Here is a 19,377-nt window from a genome sequence, read left to right as displayed (position 1 = left end):
CGTCTTACATGTATTTAGTGTAAAGCTGCGGACACCCGCCGGCAGCTTTTGAATAAAAGGGGGAGTCTCACCATGATAACACTCGGTTTTATGTCCTTATCCCGCCAGCATGAAGCGGATTATTCCGCAGAACTGGCCAAAAGAGCACCCGAATTCGGCATACGTTTCATCCGGTTTACACCATTTGATATTTCACCTGACACTTTGCGTGTCAAAGCATCGGTCTATCATTCGGCCAGCAGCACATGGAACGAAACTGAAATGGCGATTCCAGATTATATTTATGATCGCTGTTTTTACGGCAAGGATTCACATTCCCAAAAAGCAAAACCAATCGTTGAGTGGCTCAAAAAATATCCGAAAACGGAATTTATCGGGCGGGGTCTTCCCGATAAGTGGACCGTCCTTCACGATTTGCAGCAGCACTCTGTAATCAATCCCTATATTCCCGAAACGATAAAGGTGAGCCGCTACGAACAAATTCACTCCTTTTTATCCAAAGAAAAAGCCTGCATCCTTAAACCGGCATTCGGCGCGGGAGGCAGAGGCGTGATTCTTTTGAAGCTGGGCAAGAAAAACATCACTGCTACTTATCACATCGGAAAGGATAAGCAGACAAAAACGTTTTCCAACCAGACTTCTTTTAAAACCTGGTGCAAAAAAGTGCTTCAGCATCAATATTTGCTTCAGCCTTACTTAAACATTCAAGATAAGGAACAATACCCTTGTGATATTCGTCTGTTTATGGAAAAAAACGAAGCAGGTGAATGGAATACAGTCGGAAAGGCAGTAAGACGCGGATACAAACACGGGCTGCTGGCCAATTTGTCAGGCGGATCTGATGCGCTGACATTTGACTCCTGGTTTGAAGATATACCGAAAAAACAGCAAGTGGTTTTACTAGATGATGTGTTTTCGATTACCCAATCAGTTCCGTATTATCTTGACGAGCGCTACGGGCCGTTGTTTGAACTCGGTCTTGATATATGTCTTGCTAAGGACGGGAGAATTTGGATTTTAGATATCAATTCCAAACCAGGCAGGAAGTCAATCCTGCGTGTCTCTCCCGAGCAAAAAGAACAGCTGTACACTTGTCCCCTAAAGCGCTGCCAATATCTGTTTTCTGAGCAAAGCCAGAAAGGAGTTCTTCCGCGTGAATCCTAAACGGTTTTTGATCGGCATAGACAAAACCAGTGAAAACACCCTGTTTCTGCCCTCTTCGCTGAAGCAAGACGGACTTTTGCATGCCGCATTCGGAACGAAGGTTGTCAGATGCCACGTTGCTTACAGACGGCATCTGGAACAAACCGTGCTTCTCTCTGAAAATCTGTTTCATGAGCTTTTGCTTCCCCACCGAAGCAGGGCAGATATACTGATTCATGATCATACAGTGCATATCGGGCCGTTAGTCGGCATCTTTACGGCAGGGTTTACTGTATCTCTTGAACGCCCATTTAAGGATCGTTCCCTCTTTTTTTCTAAGCTTGTCACGTTACACGAGCAAGCCGGAGGCTACTGCTTCGTTTTTGGCGCGCACCAAATCAATTGGGAGGAAGGCACGATTGAAGGCCTCCTTTACAGGGAAAACGGCTGGGAGAAAAAAATCGTTCCATTGCCGAACGTCGTTTATGACCGTTTGCCGAACCGAAAAATTGAAGATTCACTTCTCTTGCAACATACAAAAAAGAGGCTGATCGATGAATATCAGATCCCATGGTTTAATAAAACGTTTTTCAATAAATGGAACGTTCATCAATTGCTCGAAAAAGATCCAAGAACGGCACCCTTTTTGCCTAGATCCGAGCTGACACCGTCTGTGGAGCTGATAGATGAGCTCTGTGGCGCATACAAAAAAGTCTATATCAAACCGGCAAATGGAGCACTCGGCACCGGCATTTATCAGCTGACAAGAACAGATGACGGCCTGACGGTAAAGCATACGAATGACGCCAAAACTTTTACTTCAATTGATTATTCCGATGCCGCCTCATTCCTTGCAGAATTTCAAAAACATCACAACCCGTCCGACTTTCTCATTCAGCAAGGTGTTGATCTCATCGAATTTCAAGGCAAACCAGCGGATTTCCGTGTCCATACCAATAAAAACAGAAAAGGAAAATGGACAGTGACAGCAATCGCCGTAAAAATTTCCGGAAAGAACAGCATTACAACACATCTTTCTAACGGCGGCACTGTAAAGACACTTGCGGAAGTATACGATGATCCCGCTGAAAGAGTTGAGGTCATTAAAAAGCTTTCTGCAGCGGCACTGACTGCAAGCCATGTCCTTCATGATCATATCGAGGGGTTTATCGGGGAGATTGGTTTCGATTTTGGCATTGATCAGAACGGTAAAGTATGGATGTTTGAAGCGAATTCGCGCCCGGGCCGAAGCATTTTTTCTCATCCAAATTTGCATCATGTTGATTCTCTTACAAAACGAAGAAGTTTTGAATACGCGTCATATTTATCTGAGAAGGCAATCACATCTCCTGAAGCATTGTGGCCTTCGTAACCTGTCCGCTTTTTTAATAAAGCGGGCTTATCTTTATCCAAAGCTGGGACAAACTGCATATTAAGGCCTCTTCAATGATGTTCTGAAACAATGATACAATGAACATAAGCCGTTTTTATTCAGGTCAATTGATACCAAATGTAAGGAGCGTGGCCGTTATGATTTCTCATTTCAGCTGGAAACCTTTGTTCCCAAAAGAAAAGCTGCCCGGATGGAAAATTTCATTTTATTATAAAGGGACCCATTATGAAGGCATCTATCATAAGAGCGGTGAAATTGAATGGGGAGACTTGTTTCCCGCCCGCGCTGACGAGCCTGCTCTTACAAACGAGATACATGAACTGATGCTTTTTCATATTTATGACTAGCTTAGCCTAAACGGCTAAGCTTTTTTTATTTCTCAAGATTTACCACACAATTCTCCGCATGAGTTTCCGGCCATTTTAACATAATACGTAGTAACAAGCCGGCAAAGCATTGGGTTACGCCGAGGCGGCAGTGACACCCGAGAAGGGTTCACAGATTGGTGCAACTCCAGTTAACCCAACCATACTAAATAAAAAGGAGATTTTACACATGGCTAACCAAAACTCTTCAAATGACTTACTAGTTCCTGGCGCAGCTCAGGCTATCGATCAAATGAAACTTGAAATCGCTTCTGAATTCGGCGTTAACCTTGGAGCGGACACAACTTCTCGCGCTAACGGTTCTGTCGGAGGAGAAATCACAAAACGTTTAGTATCTTTCGCTCAGCAGCAAATGGGCGGCAGAGTTCAATAACAATTCAATATATGGCTATAGAGGGCGCGGTTTCCGCGCTCTCTTTATTTTGTCACCCTTTTTTCCTGCTCCACATATCCTAGAAAAAAAAGGGAGGGAATCGGGGTGTCATTCATCACCATTGTGAATTGGGAGCTGGTTCAGTTCGTAAGTGTATCCATGATTCATGAATATGTTTCCCATCGTTCTGTTTATTTCCCGCGCTGTTCAAACTGAGAACATCCTTTTATAATGAAAGGCGAGGAGGTTTTTTGATGAAAATCGCTTTATTAGGAGCCAGCGGCCGCGTCGGACAAGCCTTTTTAACACAAGCTGCAGCAGATGAAAGATTTGATATTTTCGCTCTGATCAGATCTCAACATGCTGATCTTCCCCTTTCAAAAGACAGAACCGTCATGGGGAACGCCCGCCGCTTAGAAGATGTGAAAAAAATAATGGAGAATGCTGAAATCGTGATCAGCTGTCTAGGCACAGATGGTGATGATACCTTGTCAACTGCTATGGCACACATTCTCTCCGCTATGGAGGAACAGCATATCAAACGGCTTATTACGATCGGCACCGCAGGGATCCTAGATTCCCGATATGAACCGGGAAAATACCGGTTTGAAACAAATGAATCGAAACGAAAGCAGACCCGCGCAGCCAAGGAGCATGCAAAAGTATACGAAATGCTTAAAGAATCATCATCAGACTGGACAATCATCTGCCCCACTTACCTCCCGGACGGAACAGCAACCGGCGTATATCGTACGGAGCGTAACGTTTTGCCTGAGGGCGGCACAAGCATTTCGGTCGGCGATACTGCGGACTTTTTATATCGTGAGCTTGTTACAGGTAAGTATGTCGGATACCGTGTCGGACTGGCTTATTGACTACATAAACCAAAAACCCAAAACACGATTGTCTTGGGTTTTTTGAGCGTTATGCAATGGAATGTTTCTGTCCCTTTTGCAGTTCATACATTTGATAATATTGGCCTTCTAATGCCATCAGTTCCTCGTGGTTCCCTCTCTCAACAATTTCTCCTTTATCAAGAACCAAAATCTGATCAGCATTTCTGATTGTTGAAAGCCGGTGAGCGATGACGAAGGTGGTGCGTCCTTGTTTGACGACATCAAGCGCCTTCTGGATTACGGCCTCTGTCTCTGTATCAATATGCGCCGTTGCCTCATCTAAAATCAAGATCGCGGGATCAAACGCCAAAGCTCTAGCGAAAGAAATTAACTGCCGCTCTCCAGAGGATAGCGTGCTGCCTTTTTCAATCACGGGCTCATTAATGCCCTTCGGAAGCTTCTTAAGAAGAGGCTCAGCACCGACTTGCCGCAGTGCATTTTTTATTTCTTCTTCAGTCATTCTTTCGTCATCCAGACTTACGTTAGATCCGATTGTGCCCGAGAATAAGTACGGGTCCTGAAGCACAATGCCCATATGGGATCTGAGTTCCTGTCTTGACATGTTGTAAATGCTTTTTCCATCAATTAAGACATCACCTTTTTGCGCATCATAAAAACGAAACAGAAGATTCAAAATAGAGCTTTTTCCTGATCCGGTATGGCCGACGAGCGCTACGGTTTCGCCTTTTTGCGCAGTAAAGGAAATATGCTTTAATACCTCTTCACCTTCTTGATACGCAAATGACACATCACGAAATTCAACCCGTCCCAGCGCGCGCTCCTTCGCCGGTTCACCCGCTTCTTCCGTATTCTTTTCTTCAAGCAGTTCAAAAACACGCCCGGCGGAGACCCTTGCAAGCTCCAGCTTTGAAAACTGATTGACGATGCCTGTGATCGGCTGAAATAACCGGTTCAAATAATCGACAAAAGCGTACAGCACACCGATAGAAACAATCCCGGCCGCATTCAGGCTCGCACCGCCAAAATGCCAGATCAGACAGACGAACGCAAGATTGCGGATGACATTGACCAAATTATGGGACATTAAGGAGTTTAAATTCAGCATCCTGTTTTGGAAATAAAAATGTGATTCATTTAATTCCTCAAATTCTCTCATTGTTTCCTTTTGATGGCGGAAAGCCTGAATAATGGTCATGCCTTGAATTGACTCATTCATTTTTGCGTTAATGTCACTGTTGATCGAGCGGATTTTTTGGTTGTAATATGACGCATATCTCCGGTATATGACCGACCACAGCCAGATAATCGGCACAATTGCCAGACATACAAACGCAAGCTTCACATCAAGCAGAAACAAAGCCGTGAATATCCCGAACATATAGATTCCGCTTGTCACAAATGTTGAAAGCACTGTGACATATAAATCCCTGATAGCCTCCGTATCATTGGTAATCCGCGCAACGACTTTTCCGGCCGGAAGGTTGTCAAAATAGCGAATCGGCATTTTCTGTATGTGCGAAAACACGTCCTGCCTCATCTTTTGAATAATCCGATTGGCGCTCATCTGCAGCAGATAATGCTGTCCGTATTGAAAGAATACCGAAAACACAAGCAAGCCCCCATACAGGCAGATCAGAAACACCATTCCCTTTATTTCCGGCTGATAGAACTGGAAAAGTTCCTGCTTAGTCAGCTTTTCGGCAGCATATGCCCGGCTCTTGTCTCCGTTTGTGATCGTCAGCTTCCCGTCAGAAACCGTTCTATTCCCGTCGAAGCTGACAGCCTGATCAACAAAATAGAACGCCATTCCCACTTGATAAATATGCGCTTCTTTTGCTTTTGAAACAGGCTCATGCAATCGGTCCTCTCTGACATATGAGACGCCGTGAAACTGAACGGCATTTTTATCTTTTTCCGCAGCTTCATACCATGTTTTCTCAATGCCGAGGATATGGTCGTCTATCATTTTTTTGCCAATAAAGGGCCCAGTCAGTTCTGCACCGACGGCAACAGCTAGCAAAAGGACGGCTGTGATCAGCAATTTTCGATAAAGAAGTGCGTATCTCCATAACGTTTTTCCTATTTTCATGCCCCTGCTCCCCCTTCTTCGGCCGTGAACAGCTGCTGTCTTTCATATTGTTCCCGGTACCACCCATTATTGGCCAGCAGTTCTTGATGCGTGCCTCTCTCAGCAATGACGCCGCCGTCCATCACAAGGATCAGGTCAGCGTGCTCTACCGCGGATAATCGGTGCGTCAAAATAAATGTCGTTTTTCCTTTGCGGTTTTCTCTGATGTTCTTGATAATTGCAGCCTCTGTTTTGGCATCTACAGCGGAAAGTGAATCATCCAGAATCAAGATTTCCGGATTCGCCATGAGTGCTCTCGCAATCGAAATTCTTTGTTTCTGCCCGCCTGACAGTGCCACGCCTTTTTCACCGACCATTGTCTCCAGACCGGACGGAAGCATGTGCAAATCTTTTTCAAAATGTGCTTCGGCAATGGCTTGCTGAACCTCTTTATCAGTTGCATCCTGTTTTCCGTATAAAATATTTTCTTTTACAGTCCGTGAAAACAGTAAATGATCCTGAGGCACATATCCGATCCATCCGCGGAGCCGGTCAAGAGGGATTTGCTGAATCGGTACGCCTGAAAATGTAATGCTCCCTTCACCTGGAGGATACTGGCGCAAAAGCTGCTTAATAATTGTCGTTTTTCCGCTCCCGGTTTTACCTGCAATCCCGACAGTCTGCCCTTTTCGCACCGTAAATGAAATATCCTGAAGATTGTCACTTGTTGAGCTTGGATATGTAAAGCTGACATGACTGAAAACGATATCTCCAAGCTCTTTAAGATCAGCGGGCTGTTTTGGATCTGTCACATCCGTTTCATAAGAAAGAGTTTCATTTACCCGGTCTAATGACGCATTGCCGCGCTGCATCACGTTAATGAGTTCACCGATTGCAAACATCGGCCAAATCATCATGCCGAGATAAACGTTAAAGGACACTAACTCTCCAAGCGTCAGCTCGTTCCGGAATACAAGAAACGCTCCGTAGCCGAGCCCAATCAGATAGCTTGCGCCGACAAGCAGTTTCACCGTCGGCTCAAACAGTGAATCAATAAAAGCCACTTTCATATTTTTCTGATAAACATCAGCGGTCATTTCATTAAACCGGCGAACATCGTTTGTTTCCTGAACATACGCGCGAATCACCCGCACGCCTGAAACAGATTCCAGCACTCTGTCATTCAGCGCCCCGAACGCATTTTGGGCCTCAGTAAACCGCTCATGAATTTTACTTCCATATAGACTGATTGCAATCGCCATGACTGGAAGCGGGATAATGGCGGCAAAGGTCAGCTTCCAGCTGATCAAAAACCCCATCGTCAAAAAGATCGTCATCATAAACATCGTAGAATCGACTAACGTCAAGATGCCAAACCCTGTCGTTAAACTGACGGCCTGAAGATCATTTGTCCCTCGTGCCATTAAATCGCCTGTCCGGTTTTTTTCATAAAACGGCGGCGACATAGTCAGCAAATGCCCCATCAGCTTCGTACGAAGAATTTTCTCCATCAGATTCGCTCCGCCAAACAGCTGATGCATCCAAAAATAAGACATAATATACACGGCCGCCGTCAGCACAAAAAAGATACCGATATAAAACAGCAGCCCTTCCGCAGTAAACGCCCCTGCTTTCATATCATCTATGGCGTTCCCCAAGAGCTTAGGCGGAAACATTTCAATGACATTGACTGCTAATAAAAGGACAATCGCAATCGTATAGCGCAGCCAGTACGCCTTAAAAAACCAGCCAAGCTTTTTCAAAACTGAAAACATCTATCCCCATCTCCTCATCAGCCGCCTTCTATTTTTTCCTTGCAGCTTTTTTCATCCAGTTTGGCACGAACAGCCCTCGCCTCTATATTTGTCTTCACATCCCATACACCTGTCTTTCCTTAGATTTTGTATATAAAAAGGCATGAAGCGTTTAGCTCCATGCCTTTTTTAACCGATATGTTACGCACAGCGCTTTTCAGCGCGCGGTCCGACCTAAAAAACCGTTCACGAAAACAGAACAAAAGGTTTGCCGCGCCAATATGAAACTGTTTGATAAACACGCAAATTCCTTGGCATAGCAAACCCTCCTTCCATTCTGATTTCATCTTTTTATCATCATATAAACAAAACCTTTTATTGTCAATCATTACTTGAATAGGAAAAGGTTAATTGTGCTCAAATTCGGGTAGTAGTGTTATAAGACGCTTTGAAAGGGTGAGAAGGATGTTCCATGCTGACCGTATCATCGTTGCGTTTGACGGAAGTGAAAATAGTAAGAAAGCGCTTCAGACAGCCATTGATCTTGCTAAAACCGTAAATGCCGCTATTACCGTCGCCCATTCACATGATATGAAAGACAACCAGACCGTCATCGACCCGCCCAGACCCGCAGCTGAGGCAAGCTATATCAGCGGAGGCATGACAAGTGTTCCTGATCCGCTGATATCGGATGTAACATCACCTGAGCCAATGATCTATGAAGACCGTACGGAAGAAGTCATCGCCGAAGCCAGAATGATGCTGAATGAACAGCAGGCAGATGGAGATATCGATATATTAGAAGGCGATCCGGCTGAATCAATTATCGAGCATGCAAACCGCATTTCTGCCGATATGATCGTAACCGGAAGCAGAGACCGAAACAGGCTGAAAAAGCTAATATTCGGAAGTGTAAGTGAAAAGCTTTCAGCGAAATCGGATATACCCGTCCTGATTGTAAAGTGAGCACGCCCTGTGCTCACTTCTTTTATATTCATAATTGTGAAAAAACATAGATTTTCGTTTTTTTCTGTTATAATGCTTTCGTGCCCAAAAGCACAAAAGCATTAAAGATAAATATGGGGTGTTATTTTGGATTCTCAAAAAAAGCTGACGTTTCCGTTAGCCGTCGGTTTATTTATATTCATGTTATGCATTATTATTTCTTGCTTATTCTTGCTTCATGTAGAACCTCATATCCCGCTGTTTTTAAGTGTTGTCATGCTTTCAGCAGCAGCTTTATGGTTTGGATTTTCCTGGAAGAGTATTGAAAAAGGGATTGTAGACGGGATCAAAAACGGCGTACAGCCGATTATTGTTCTAGCGCTGATCGGCATCTTAATCGGCGCCTGGATGTACAGCGGCGCAATACCGACTGTGACAGTTTATGCCCTATCCTTTATTGAACCAAGCCACCTTCTGTTGACTGCTTTGTTTTCATGTATGATCATCAGCACACTTGTTGGCTCAAGCCTGACAACTGTAAGCACAATCGGGGTAGCGCTGATTGGCGTAGCGAGCGCGGCTGGCGTTCCGCTTGAATGGACAGCAGGCGCAGTCATATGCGGCGCTTGTTTTGGGGATAAAATGTCGCCGATGTCGGACACAACCAACTTTGCAGCCGGAATAGGCGAAATACCGATCTTTGAACACATTCGCCATATGATGGGCACAACCATTCCAGCTTTGCTCATCACTGTCGTTTTGTTTTACTTTCTCGGTTCATCAGTGTCAGCGGACGCTGCTTCAACCGATAATATTCAGCAGGTCATAACCGGAATAAAAGATGCCGCAAACGTGACACCGTGGGCCCTTCTTTCTCCGCTCTTAGTCGTTTTGCTGGCAATTAAACGGGTATCAGTAATCCCCGTTCTGACTGCCGGAATTATTTCCTCGGGAATTTTGACTACTATTTTTGTACCCGACAGCAGCCTGCAGGCGTTTATGACAGCTTTGCAAAATGGCACAACTTTTGAAACTGACAATGAGGCAGCCGCTAAAATTATCAACAGAGGCGGACTGCAATCCATGATGGGCTCTGTCTCTCTCATTATGATTGCTTTTGCACTCGGCGGATTGATGGAGAAAATCGGATTGATTTCTGCACTATTGGAAGGCGTCATGAAAGGCATCCGCTCAAAAGGCCGTCTTGTTGCAGCAACTGTCTGCTCAAGCATCGGCGTCAACTTGGCAACCGGCGAACAGTATTTATCGATATTAATACCGGGACAATCATTTAAATCCTTATATGACAAACAAAACATCCAGCGAAAATTTCTGACAAGATCATTAGAGGACGGCGGAACATTAATTAACCCATTGATTCCTTGGGGCGTCAGCGGCGCATTTATGGCGAGCGCACTTGGTGTTCCAGTCATAGACTACATCCCGTTTACGTTCTTCCTCTATATATCGCCGATGATCTCCATTTTGATTGGATTTGTTAAAAAATAAAAAGAGCTCCGCTGTATAAAGCGGGCTCTTTTCTTCGTTCATTTATGAAATGCTAGCAGCCTGTCGAATGCTTTCTTGAAAAGCAGCCTGAAGCTGTTTGGTCACCGGTCCGGGTTTCCCGCTTCCGACCGATTGTCCATCGAGCGTCACAACCGGAATAATTTCTGCCGTCGTTGAGGAAATAAAGATCTCTTCCACCTGTTTCAACTCTTCTTCACTGACAGGAGTCTCATCCAGTTTGATTCCATTCTTCTCAATCAGTCCTAAAATATTCATCCGTGTAATTCCATTGAGAATGAGCCGGTTAGCCGGATGTGTTCGCACCGTGCCGTTGATAACGGCATAAACGTTAGAGGATGTACCCTCCGTAACAACGCCGTCCCTAAGTAAAATGGCTTCAAATGCTCCCGCTTCATAGGCCTTTTGCTTCGTCATGACATTATACAGTAAATTCAGACTTTTGATATCACATCTTAGCCAGCGTAGATCCTCATCTGTAATGGCCGCCACTCCGTATGCCTGCTCTTGCTCCGGTTTTTTCACCGTAAACGTATAAGCAGTAGTCTGCGGCTCGAGGCCGGCTTCATACTGGTGTTTTCGCGGGGCCACACCTCTTGTTGTCTGAATGTATACCGCTCCCTCACTGACCGCATTTTCCTGTACAAGCTTTTGCAGGTCCCACTCGAGATCTTCTATACTGAATGGCAGTGAAATTCCAATTTCAGCAGCACTTCTGAAAAAACGCTCTGCATGCTCACGTAAGCCGAACAATACTCCTTTGTACACCCTGATCACTTCATAGATGCCGTCACCAAACTGATAACCGCGATCTTCCAAATCGATTGATGCTTCACTGCGCCCAATCAGCCGGCCATTGACTAAAACCTTCATAAAAGCCCTCCCTTTTCGAGATGTCCCTGATGTCATTCAAGCTGTCATTATCACTAATTCTACCATATTGGACAAGCTGAAAAACAGAAAGATCAAGAGATCTATAGCGGAAAGGAGTTTATTTTTTCCTTAAAATCTGACATTTCGACAAATTTTCTATGTGCTTTCCAGTTTTATTCCTGTATACTTGACTGGTAATACATAGGTTGTAAACATAAGGCATCTTCATAAGCTGCCTGCTGTACAGCATTATGTAGAGATTTTATGCCAATGGAGAGATTGTTATGCGACAAACGAGAGGAGAGGCTTCTCCTTCTGCAGTTTCGCTTGCTTTTAAATTTGCAAGTTTAGCAGTTTTATGTATGCTGCTTTTGCTTATGGTGATTTTGGGTTATTCCAACAGTTCAACGAAAGCAAAGGAAGTCACTGTCACAACTAACGGACAGCTTCGAGATGAGAAGGAAAGCCTTAAGCTGAAAAACGACTCCCCCGATCTGCTGATAAAACATCTGCAGACAAAGCAGGACATGGGAGATAAAACAGTTTACTTAACCTTCGATGACGGCCCGTCAGCCTTTACAAACCGCTTGCTCGATGTACTGAAAAGCGCTGATGTAAAAGCGACGTTTTTTATGCTGTCACCGCGGATGAACGAATTCAAACAAGCTGTGAAAAGAGCAGAAAAGGAAGGCCACGCACTCGGTTTACATGGCGTTACCCACAATAACAGATTGTTCTATCAAACACCGACATCTCCGCTAAAAGAAATGCAGGAGGCGCGTGACACGCTGCAGGACATTACAGGATATAAAACCGCTCTTGTCAGAACGCCCTACGGAAGCAAGCCGTCACTAACCCCCTCACAAATCCGCAATCTTGAGAAAGACGGTTTTGTGTACTGGGATTGGACGATTGACAGCATGGACTGGAAATACCGAAATTCAAAGTATGTGACGGCCGTGTTAGAGCAGCTTGAAAATATGGAACACAGCTCTTCAGGCCGCCCGAATGTGATTCTCATGCATGATCTTCCCGCTACCGTAAACGCGCTGCCGGTACTAATCAATAAATTAAAAGAAAAAGGCTATTCCTTCGGAGTGTTAGAGGACAGAATGGTTCCTGTTCATGAATAAAAAAGTGAGGCGCATAAGGCGGCTCACTTTTTTATGCCCAAACTTCGGGCAAACTCGCCGATTTTTTGATGGATGACCATGTCAAACAAGCTGTCGCAATACGTTGGTTCAAGGTTTATGATGACTTTCTTCATGCCGGGAATCAGACTTGCATCCTCAGGCACAAATCTAGCCGGAGCCACTTCGAGAGACGTGCCGATAACCAATAAAAGATCTGCTTGATCCAGCTTTTCATAAAGGGTGTCAAAGTGCATGACGGCGTCGCCAAAGAGAACAACATCGGTTTTTAATACCCTTCCGCAAATATCCCCATTGTTTCCGGCCGCCGTGCACTCCGGCACCTCCCGCTCCAGCAAATGGGGAAGATCATATCGGGCGCCGCATGCCGGACAAGCTGCTGTCTGGATAGAACCATGCAGTTCGTATACATGCCTGCTCCCCGCTTTTTTATGAAGACCGTCAATGTTTTGCGTAAAAATATCGACCTGCTTCCCTTGCTTCTCCAGCTCAGCTAAAAGCAAGTGTCCTTCATTCGGTTCAAAGCTGCCGCTCATTTTCATCTGGAACAATTCTTTGAATTTTGGCCAAAACAGACGCGGATGACTTAAAAAATAATCAAGGCTCATCGCTTCCATTCTTGAGGCATCTTCCGTCCAAATGCCCCCTGCTGAACGAAAGTCGGGAATCCCTGATTCTGTGCTCATTCCCGCTCCGGTCAGCACAACAATTCTCTGTGCTTCATGTAGAATATTTTTGAATGTTTCCAACTCAACACCGCCTTTCTCTTATTTTACCATGAAAAAGACTCCGCCTCTGTCAGACGAAGTCTCTCTTTTAAGCCCGTTCCTTTTCCTCTTTGTTTAGATTCACCTGGAATGGGTCGCTTTCGTGCTTTTGCTTGACAACAACCATTTGGCCGGGATATGCAAACTGGACACCTTCTGCACCTAAAATCTCAATAATTTTATAGTTGATATCCTCTCTAATATTAAGGTTTTCAGCCCAAACTGTCGTTTTTGTATAGAAGTTAAAAAATAAATTGTAGTAGCTGTCGGCAAACGTATCGAAGTTGACCATGATTGTTTCATTATCAACGCCCTCATGCTCTAAGAGCATTGTTCTGAGAGAATGAATGGAGCGTTCAAGGTTCTCAATCGGCGTAGCATAGGACACATGGATGGAAAACGTAATCTGGCGTTTGGTCATTCTTGTCCAGTTCGTGATCGCTTCCATCGACAGCGTAGAGTTCGGCACCGTTACAAGCGCCCCCTGTGCTGTTCTGAATCTCGTGCTCCTAAAGGTAATATCCTCGACTGATCCTGTTACTGTCGACGTCTCCACCCAGTCACCAATTGTAAACGGCTTTTCAGTAATAATAATAATACCGCCGAAGAAGTTGCTGATGGTATCCTTCGCGGCAAGCGCAAAAGCCAGTCCGCCAAGACCTAGGCCCGCTACAAATCCGTTGACATCATAATTGAATTCCTGAGCGATCACACTGACACTGAGCGCAATGATCACAAAACGGAGCAATTTGGATAAAAACGGGGCCAGAATGTCATCCATGTCAAGCTCGAAGCGCTGATTCACCTTATGGAAGATAAACGACGATGTTGCGGTCAAATTACAAAGACCCCAGCACAAGAGCGCCACAATCAGTGAGCGGTATATTTTGCTGATGACCGGCATTTGCTCATCTAAAAACGGTGAATACCGGATCGCTAAAAACAGCCCAAGGGCAACAAAAAACCATCTGGCCGGCTTATCAAACGCCAGAACCACCTGTTTAAAAATTTCTGTTTTCGGCCGGTTTGTCAAATTAAAAAGCAGGTTAAAGAAATATCTTGTGAATAATTTTCTAAGTATAAGAAACACCAGCAAAATCGCCAAGCTGATGCCGATTTGTATGATGTTATCAAGCGTAAAATACTGCTGCAGATAATCCGGCATGACTGTCTCCCCTCTATCCCAATCAATTGTTTATTATACTAAAATATTCGTAAGGATGTTCATTTAAATGTCTTTTGCAGCAGAAAACCCCGGCGAAACGCCGGGGTCATTTCTCAATTCATCTATCAGCCAGATTCAATAGGGACAGTCACTTACCTTTTTTCGTTTGTGTCTGATCAAGGAGAGTTGCTTTTTGCATTTCAGCATCCGTTTCGGCTTTAATTCTTTCCTCCACTCTGATTCTCCCTTTTCCCATGATCTCGCCTCCTTTTTTGCTATTATAAAGGATCATATTTTGTTGTGAACATGTCGAAAGACCTAATTTTCTGACGAAATGTGTTCTGATACGCTGAGTGTCTTTTTTTAGTTATACGCATTCCTCAGCCCGGACCATTCCGATATGGCAGAAAAAATTCACCAGTTTGTATCGCGGTGCATATATGGATTTGATACAATAACAGAAATGCCCATACGAGGAGCTGACTTAGCTTGTACATCATTGCCCATCGCGGAGCATCCGGCTACGCTCCGGAAAATACGATTGCCGCATTTGACCTTGCGGTGAAAATGAATGCAGATATGATCGAACTGGATGTCCAGCTTACAAAAGACAGGCAGATTGTTGTGATACACGATGACAGGGTTGACCGAACAACAAACGGATCGGGCTTTGTTAAGGATTTTACCTTGGAGGAATTGCAAAAACTCGATGCAGGAAGCTGGTACGGTCCCGCTTTTCAAGGAGAGCGTATTCCGACCCTGGAAGCGGTGCTCAAGCGCTACCACAAAAAAATCGGCCTTTTAATTGAACTAAAAGGCCATCCGTCTCAAGTCAGAATTGAAGAAGAGGTAGGACAGCTATTAGGGCAATTTTCTTTTTCTATCAATAATATTGTTCAATCCTTTCAGTTCCGCTCCGTCCAAAGGTTCCGCGAGCTTTATCCTTCGATTCCGACAGCGGTCATTACAAGGCCCAACTTTGGCATGCTGTCCAGAAATCAGATGAAGGCCTTCCGCTCTTTTGCAAACTATGTCAATATAAAACACACACGGCTCAACCGTCTGATGATCGGCTCCGTCCATAAAAATGGCTTAAACATATTTGCATGGACTGTCAACAATCAAAAGACAGCGGCAAAATTACAAGCCATGGGCGTGGACGGCATCGTTACAGATTACCCGGATTTCATCATAAAGGATGGCAAACATGAAAATATATAGCACGGTTTTTATCGGAGGCGCGCTTGGCGCCTGCCTCCGATACGGATTAAACTTATGGATACACACCGGTCAGTTCCCGGCGGCAACCTGGCTGGAAAATGCGGCAGGCAGCCTTCTATTAGGCATTTTGACCGGATTTTTTATGATCGGGGCAAAACGGCCTCTGCTGTCGGCTTTTTTAGGCACCGGCTTTTGCGGAGGCTTCACAACAATGTCCACGTTTTCTAAGGAAACGGTGATGCTTTTGCAAGGACAACCCTCATTGGCTCTTTTATATGTGGCAGCCTCATTGATATCAGGGATCATATTTGCACTGATTGGTGTTTTTGCGGGACGGCGCATAGCAGGCATTCAGCAAAGAAAGGGGCTGCAGGAAAGATGACACTAGCGGGTATTTTCATAGGGGGCGGACTTGGCGCAATGCTTCGGTTCTGGCTTGGCAATGTCATAACCGCCAAAACCAAAGGTCTGAGCCTGCCCATTGGCATACTGACAGTCAATATTCTCGGAGCTCTCGGGCTCGGAATATTTACAGGACTTCACGTTGCAAATGCTTCGGTCTCGCTTATCATCGGCACGGGGTTTTTTGGCGCCTTTACGACCTTTTCCACCTTCAGCGTTGAAAGTATTCAACTCCTTATGGCCAAACGTGTAATAGAAAGCATCTTGTACATCGCCCTGACACTTTGCGGGTCGCTTTTGGCATTTTGGTGCGGCTGGACAATCACAATGTAAAAAAACCTTGAGCTTATTTCTCGCTCAAGGTTGCACTGTTCAGCATCACAGGCTCGGGCAGCGGCAGCTTGTGGTGCGCCGTAATCCCGGTTGTGTTGCCGGCTTCTTCTTTTATATCGATTTGCTTGATTAATCGGCCGTCCATCTTCAGCACCTTTATCGTATATGAACCGATGCGAATGGATTCACCAGCCTCAATATCGATGTTTTCTTTTAATATCAGCCCGCCGATCGTATCGACGTCTTCTTGAATCGATGCGCCAAGAAGGCTGTTCACCTGATCGATCCGAACCTTTCCATCCATCACATAATGGCCGTCGCCAAGCTTTTGGATCAGCGGCTGTTCATCTTCATCAAATTCATCTCTGATCTCTCCGACAATTTCCTCAAGAATATCCTCTGTCGTCACAAGTCCCGAGGTTCCTCCGTATTCATCCGACAATATAGCCATATGAATGCGCTCGCGCTGCATTTTAATCAGCAAGTCATGAACCGGGATCGTTTCAATCACTTCAATGACCGGCCTCACATACGGATGGATCGTCATCTTCATTCGTTCTTCTTCTGTCATAAACAGCAAATCAGAAAACAAATGCTTCGTATTGACCAAACCGAGCACACTGTCTTTGTCTCCATCTGTGACTGGCCAGCGCGTGTATTTTTCCTTCAGCATGACTTCAAGCATCTCGGCCATCGTCATCTCAGTTGACACAGCAGCCATTTCCTTCCGCGGTATCATAATTTCTTTGGCGATCCGATTATCAAATTCAAAAATCTTATTCACATATTTATATTCAGACGGATTAATCTCTCCGTTTTTTAAACTCTCAGATAACAGCATCCTGAGTTCTTCCTCAGAATGGGAACCATCATGTTCTGACGCAGGCTTCAAACCGAACATCCCGCATAAAAACCGCGCCGATCCATTGAGGATCCAAATAAACGGAAACAGGAGCAAATAGAATAAACGCAAAGGGCCCGCTATCAGTAAAGTCAGCTGTTCTGCCTTTTGAATCGCGACCGTTTTCGGGGCCAGTTCACCTACAACAACGTGCAGGAACGTGATCAAGCCGTACGCGACTGCAAAAGAGGCTGCATGTGAAACCGAGTCTGGCAAGCCGAGCGGTTCAAACAGTGGATGCAGCAGCCGTTCAAAGGCCGGTTCACCCAGTACGCCAAGTCCAATTGATGTCAATGTAATGCCCAGCTGGGATGCGGATAAATATTCATCCAAATCTGTAATGACACGCCTTGCGAGTATCGCCCGTTTGTTTCCTTCTGTGATAAGCTGATCTATTCTGGATCTCCTTACTCTAACAATCGCAAACTCGCTTGCAACGAAAAACGCGGTTAAAGCAATGAGCACGCCAATTAAAATCAGACTGTCAATATCGTCCATTTAACCCTATCCTCTCAACAAAGGATAAGGAGTCACCTCCTGATATAATCATTTTTCCTTAACATTGAGGTACGCGGTGTATTGTTGCCTAAGCAGAGGGCCCCATCATACCACCTCCAAAAGTCAAAGTTTGATTATAAATTGTATATTTTATTGTAACACAACTCATTCCAAAAATGATTTTTAATTTTTAGACTTTTATCATGAAGAAAGCCTTAACTGTATGCCTGCTTGTCAATTCTGCGCCTGTCTGGATTGAAAGAGGAGGGTTTTTACGGATATAAAAAGAAAACAGCCTTGAAAACTGTTTTCTTTGCCTTCTTAAGCAAAATCTTTATATAAAGAAATGAAAATGTCCCGTGAGTTTTTAATCTGCTCGATCGGCACACTGAAGGATAATCGGAAATGCCCGCTCATTCCAAAACCGCTGCTCGGCACAATTAATAATTTGTATTTTTGGGCGGCATGCACGCAAAATGCAACTTCATCTTCAATCGGCGATTTTGGAAAAACAAAGAAACCTCCCTTTGGCATTTCAAATTCAAAACCGGCTTCTTTTAAAATGTCTACCATTAAATCCCGGCGCTCTTTATAAACACTCGCGTCTACTCTTAAATCATCCATTCGTGCCACAGCCCGCTGCATCATGACAGGGGCATTCACAAATCCAAGCGTTCGATTACAATACACAAAAGCGTTGATCAAAAGGTCCGCATCCGGCATTCGGCTGTCCAATCCGATATACCCGAGCCGCTCCCCGGCTATGCCGAGATCTTTACTGAATGAGCTGGCCAATATCACACGATGGTACGATTGAAACGGATTTGCCAGCTCTTCATCATAGATTAATTGACTGTACGGTTCATCAAACAGCACATAAATCGTCTGGCCGCTCTTCTCTTCTATTTCTTTTAATAAAGCGCCTAAATCGTCTATATTTTTCTGGCTGAGAACAGTGCCTGTGGGGTTATGCGGTGTATTGAGGATCAGCCCTTTCGTCTGTGGAGTGATCGATTGCCTTACCGCTTCAATGTCGATCTCAAACCGGCTTGTCAACGGGCAGCTGACGGCTTTTCCCCCGTAGTTCTCAATATACAACTTATATTCGGCAAAATAAGGTGCGAGAATAATGACCTCTTCCCCAGGGTTTACGATGCTTTTTAAAGCAACATTCAAAGCGCCTCCCGCGCCCACCGTCATGACGATACGCTCCGCTGAGAAATCAGCTTCAAAACGCGACCCCAAAAATTGCGCGACTTTTTCTCTCGCTGCAGGAAGCCCTTGGTTTTGTATGTATCCGTGGCTGCCTTTTTCAGCTTCCTCTATTAACGCTCTCTTAAAAGCTTCAGGCGGTTCAATAATCGGGTTGCCGAGTGAAAAATCAAATACCTGGTCTTCCCCGAACTCCTTCTTCAGCCTTGCACCTTCATCAAACAGCTTGCGAATCCATGATCCTTTATTTAAGTTTTCTTCAACTTCCCGGGATAACCCAGCCAATTTCATCTGTCCCTTCCGTATATAAAAGTTTGAAAATTCTATCTTCCTATGTTACTTCAATCAGATGATGAATTCCACAACTTCCAATTCCGGTCTAAAAAAAACAATAAACTTGTGCAAGAC

General features: G+C 44.8%; 21 protein-coding genes. 12 read left to right on the top strand and 9 right to left on the bottom strand.

The features are described 5' to 3' along the window. The first annotated feature begins 72 nt into the window (after window positions 1-72). From spaC to WA279_RS17235, 6 genes are all read left to right on the top strand, one after another. On the top strand, window positions 73-1,164 hold the full coding sequence (gene spaC / locus WA279_RS17260; protein ID WP_003245845.1) for a spore coat associated protein SpaC: 1,092 nt from the start codon (window positions 73-75) through the stop codon (window positions 1,162-1,164). Beyond that, the gene (gene yheD, locus WA279_RS17255) at window positions 1,154-2,515 is read left to right on the top strand and encodes a spore coat associated protein YheD (RefSeq protein ID WP_003233284.1); all 1,362 of its coding nucleotides are present in this window, start codon (window positions 1,154-1,156) and stop codon (window positions 2,513-2,515) included. Before spaC ends, yheD begins: the two co-directional genes overlap by 11 nt. 149 nt (window positions 2,516-2,664) lie before the next feature. Continuing rightward, window positions 2,665-2,883 carry a YheE family protein gene (locus WA279_RS17250; RefSeq protein ID WP_010886462.1) on the top strand — a complete coding sequence of 73 codons (219 nt, stop codon included), beginning with the start codon at window positions 2,665-2,667 and terminating at the stop codon, window positions 2,881-2,883. A gap of 208 nt (window positions 2,884-3,091) precedes the next feature. Continuing rightward, a complete protein-coding gene (gene sspB / locus WA279_RS17245) occupies window positions 3,092-3,295 on the top strand; it encodes a beta type acid-soluble spore protein SspB (RefSeq protein WP_003233287.1) in 204 nt (67 codons plus the stop codon). Window positions 3,296-3,400: 105 nt separating this feature from the next. Beyond that, window positions 3,401-3,511 (top strand): hypothetical protein, encoded by a 111-nt coding sequence (locus WA279_RS17240; RefSeq protein ID WP_336156121.1) that lies wholly within the window; start codon window positions 3,401-3,403, stop codon window positions 3,509-3,511. Window positions 3,512-3,549: 38 nt separating this feature from the next. Next, entirely contained in the window at window positions 3,550-4,170 is a 621-nt protein-coding gene (locus WA279_RS17235) for an SDR family oxidoreductase (RefSeq protein ID WP_336156120.1), read from the top strand. A 49-nt stretch (window positions 4,171-4,219) separates the two neighbouring features. On the opposite strand, the gene bmrD is transcribed toward WA279_RS17235, so the two are convergent. The 3 genes from bmrD to WA279_RS17220 all read right to left on the bottom strand — a co-directional run bounded on the left by bmrD (window position 4,220) and on the right by WA279_RS17220 (window position 8,276). After that, window positions 4,220-6,241, bottom strand: coding sequence for a multidrug resistance ABC transporter ATP-binding protein/permease BmrD (gene bmrD / locus WA279_RS17230; RefSeq protein WP_336156118.1), 2,022 nt, complete (start codon window positions 6,239-6,241; stop codon window positions 4,220-4,222). Then, window positions 6,238-7,995 (bottom strand): multidrug ABC transporter ATP-binding protein BmrC, encoded by a 1,758-nt coding sequence (bmrC, locus tag WA279_RS17225; protein WP_336156116.1) that lies wholly within the window; start codon window positions 7,993-7,995, stop codon window positions 6,238-6,240. The genes bmrD and bmrC overlap by 4 nt, the downstream gene beginning before the upstream one ends. Before the next feature lie 119 nt (window positions 7,996-8,114). After that, window positions 8,115-8,276, bottom strand: a complete 162-nt coding sequence (locus WA279_RS17220; protein WP_160244997.1) for a hypothetical protein — start codon at window positions 8,274-8,276, stop codon at window positions 8,115-8,117. A 163-nt stretch (window positions 8,277-8,439) separates the two neighbouring features. Here WA279_RS17220 and WA279_RS17215 point away from each other — a divergent pair, with 163 nt between their 5' ends. Further along, entirely contained in the window at window positions 8,440-8,940 is a 501-nt protein-coding gene (locus tag WA279_RS17215) for a universal stress protein (RefSeq protein ID WP_133953577.1), read from the top strand. 126 nt (window positions 8,941-9,066) lie between these two features. Beyond that, a complete protein-coding gene (nhaC, locus tag WA279_RS17210; protein WP_336156113.1) occupies window positions 9,067-10,428 on the top strand; it encodes a Na+/H+ antiporter NhaC in 1,362 nt (453 codons plus the stop codon). A gap of 42 nt (window positions 10,429-10,470) precedes the next feature. Here the strand turns inward: nhaC and dat are convergent, their stop codons facing one another. Beyond that, window positions 10,471-11,319, bottom strand: coding sequence for a D-amino-acid transaminase (dat, locus tag WA279_RS17205; RefSeq protein ID WP_336156112.1), 849 nt, complete (start codon window positions 11,317-11,319; stop codon window positions 10,471-10,473). A 284-nt stretch (window positions 11,320-11,603) separates the two neighbouring features. Here dat and WA279_RS17200 point away from each other — a divergent pair, with 284 nt between their 5' ends. Next, window positions 11,604-12,452, top strand: coding sequence for a polysaccharide deacetylase family protein (locus WA279_RS17200; RefSeq protein ID WP_123373305.1), 849 nt, complete (start codon window positions 11,604-11,606; stop codon window positions 12,450-12,452). Between the two features lie 23 nt (window positions 12,453-12,475). On the opposite strand, the gene srtN is transcribed toward WA279_RS17200, so the two are convergent. The 3 genes from srtN to WA279_RS17185 form a co-directional block, all read right to left on the bottom strand. Then, window positions 12,476-13,219, bottom strand: coding sequence for a sirtuin NAD-dependent deacetylase (gene srtN / locus WA279_RS17195; protein WP_336156110.1), 744 nt, complete (start codon window positions 13,217-13,219; stop codon window positions 12,476-12,478). 67 nt (window positions 13,220-13,286) lie between these two features. Further along, a complete protein-coding gene (gene mscY / locus WA279_RS17190; RefSeq protein WP_015252461.1) occupies window positions 13,287-14,402 on the bottom strand; it encodes a small-conductance mechanosensitive channel protein MscY in 1,116 nt (371 codons plus the stop codon). Window positions 14,403-14,550: 148 nt separating this feature from the next. Further along, window positions 14,551-14,658: a YhdX family protein gene (locus tag WA279_RS17185; RefSeq protein WP_009966908.1), complete on the bottom strand. Its 108-nt coding sequence runs from the start codon at window positions 14,656-14,658 to the stop codon at window positions 14,551-14,553. Between the two features lie 233 nt (window positions 14,659-14,891). Here WA279_RS17185 and WA279_RS17180 point away from each other — a divergent pair, with 233 nt between their 5' ends. From WA279_RS17180 to crcB, 3 genes are read left to right on the top strand one after another with little or no spacing between them, the layout of a single operon-like run. Further along, entirely contained in the window at window positions 14,892-15,623 is a 732-nt protein-coding gene (locus tag WA279_RS17180) for a glycerophosphodiester phosphodiesterase (RefSeq protein ID WP_120027933.1), read from the top strand. Then, window positions 15,610-16,005 carry a fluoride efflux transporter FluC gene (locus WA279_RS17175; RefSeq protein WP_015715584.1) on the top strand — a complete coding sequence of 132 codons (396 nt, stop codon included), beginning with the start codon at window positions 15,610-15,612 and terminating at the stop codon, window positions 16,003-16,005. The genes WA279_RS17180 and WA279_RS17175 overlap by 14 nt, the downstream gene beginning before the upstream one ends. Beyond that, on the top strand, window positions 16,002-16,358 hold the full coding sequence (gene crcB, locus WA279_RS17170) for a fluoride efflux transporter CrcB (protein WP_041335608.1): 357 nt from the start codon (window positions 16,002-16,004) through the stop codon (window positions 16,356-16,358). The genes WA279_RS17175 and crcB overlap by 4 nt, the downstream gene beginning before the upstream one ends. A gap of 13 nt (window positions 16,359-16,371) precedes the next feature. Here the strand turns inward: crcB and WA279_RS17165 are convergent, their stop codons facing one another. Both WA279_RS17165 and WA279_RS17160 read right to left on the bottom strand, forming a co-directional pair. Beyond that, window positions 16,372-17,757, bottom strand: coding sequence for a hemolysin family protein (locus tag WA279_RS17165; protein WP_015252465.1), 1,386 nt, complete (start codon window positions 17,755-17,757; stop codon window positions 16,372-16,374). A gap of 321 nt (window positions 17,758-18,078) precedes the next feature. Beyond that, a complete protein-coding gene (locus WA279_RS17160) occupies window positions 18,079-19,260 on the bottom strand; it encodes a pyridoxal phosphate-dependent aminotransferase (protein WP_225721934.1) in 1,182 nt (393 codons plus the stop codon). Window positions 19,261-19,377 lie beyond the last annotated feature (117 nt).

It is taken from the genome of Bacillus sp. 204(2023) (assembly GCF_037027505.1).
Taxonomy (GTDB): domain Bacteria; phylum Bacillota; class Bacilli; order Bacillales; family Bacillaceae; genus Bacillus; species Bacillus subtilis.
Note: the sequence above shows the minus strand (reverse complement) of the source record. Positions and strands in the feature narration are given on the sequence as shown.